Below are 1532 nucleotides of genomic sequence, written 5' to 3'. Positions count from 1 at the left end.
ACGCCGACCTGTACAACATCCATCGCTGGACCATGGGCTTCGCGGCCGACAGCGCCTACGGCGCCCGCTACCGCGACCTGGCCGACAAGATCACCGAGGCCCTGGCCTTCATGGAGGCGGTCGGGGTCACGCCCGAGACCCATCCGGATCTGAGCCGGGTGGAGGTCTTCACCTCGCACGAGGCCCTGCTGCTCAACCTTGAGAGCGCCCTGACCCGGCTGGACGGCGCCACCGGCGAATGGTTCGACACCTCGGCCCACATGGTGTGGATCGGCGAGCGCACCCGCCAGCTGGACGGGGCCCATGTCGAGTTCGCTCGCGGCATCCGCAATCCAATCGGCCTCAAGTGCGGTCCGACCATGGACCCCGACGACCTGCTGCCGCTGATCGACGTGCTCAATCCGGACAACACGCCCGGCCGCCTGACCCTGATCGGTCGCTTCGGCGCGGACAAGGTCGGCGAGCGCCTGCCGCGCCTGATGCGGGCGGTGAAGGATCACGGCAAGCGGGTGATCTGGTCGATCGACCCGATGCACGGCAACACCCTCAAGGCGGGCAACGGCTACAAGACGCGGCCTTTCGAACGCATCCTCTCCGAGGTTCGGGGCTTCATCGACGTCGCCGAGGCCGAGGGCGTCCATCCCGGCGGCGTGCACCTCGAAATGACCGGCCAGAACGTCACGGAATGCCTCGGCGGCGCCCAGGCCCTGACCGAGGACGACCTGTCCAGCCGCTACCACACCCACTGCGACCCGCGCCTCAACGCCGACCAGGCGCTGGAGCTGGCCTTCCTCGTCGCCGAGCGGCTCAAGGTGGGGCGCCAGGCCCGCTCCGAGGCCGCCTAGGATGGACGGCGTCGGCCGCCCCGAGGGCGACGCGCCGCCGGGACGCTGCGCCTACCAGGGCGCGCCGGGGGCCTTCAGCCACGAGGCGGTCATCGACCTTCGCCCCTGGGACGAGCCGGTCGCCTGTGACAGCTTCGAGGCGGCCATCGCGGCCCTCAAGGCGGGCGAGGTCGGCTGCGCCCTGATCCCGGTCGAGAACTCGACCATCGGCCGCGTCGAGCCGGCGGCCACGCTCGTCGAGACCTCCGGCCTGACCGTCGTCTCCGAGGTCTGGCGGCCGATCCGACTGGCCCTGATGGGCCCGCACGGCGCGCGTCTGGGCGGGGTCCGCACCGCCGAGAGCCACCCCGCCGCGCTCGGCCAGTGTGTCGGCGCCCTCGCCGCCCTCGGCATCGAGGCGGTCGAGGCCTTCGACACCGCCGGCGCCGCCCGGGCCGTGGCCGAGGCCGGCGATCCGACCCGCGCCGCCGTCGCCCCGATGCGCGCCGCCGAGGTCTACGACCTGTCGATTCTGCGCAACGACATCCAGGATTCAGCCGACAACCGCACGCGCTTTGTCCTGCTCAGCGCCTGAGCCGCTTGACGGCGCACGATCCGTGCGCCCAATGACGCCCATGGTCCGTTCGCCAGCCCTCGCTGCGACTGCATTCGCCGGCTTCACCGCCGCCGCGGACCTGTATTTCTACG

2 protein-coding genes are annotated in these 1532 nt (G+C 71.5%); both read left to right on the top strand.

Annotation, left to right across the window (positions count from 1 at the left end):
* Positions 1-845: 3-deoxy-7-phosphoheptulonate synthase (locus RIF93_RS20690; RefSeq protein ID WP_309093323.1), on the top strand; the 845-nt coding region annotated here is incomplete at its 5' end.
* Position 846: 1 nt separating this feature from the next.
* Positions 847-1419 (top strand): prephenate dehydratase domain-containing protein, encoded by a 573-nt coding sequence (locus RIF93_RS20685; RefSeq protein WP_309093322.1) that lies wholly within the window; start codon positions 847-849, stop codon positions 1417-1419.
* The last annotated feature ends 113 nt before the right edge of the window (positions 1420-1532 follow it).

The organism is Phenylobacterium sp. (genome assembly GCF_031181185.1).
Taxonomy (GTDB): Bacteria; Pseudomonadota; Alphaproteobacteria; order Caulobacterales; family Caulobacteraceae; genus Phenylobacterium.
The sequence above is the reverse complement of the archived record's forward strand: the minus strand, read 5'-3'. Positions and strand labels throughout refer to the sequence as shown.

Bases quoted from the DNA above. Each gene is read 5' to 3' on its own strand.
- RIF93_RS20685 (WP_309093322.1), top strand. From the start codon at position 847: ATGGACGGCGTCGGCCGCCCCGAGGGCGACGCGCCGCCGGGACGCTGC.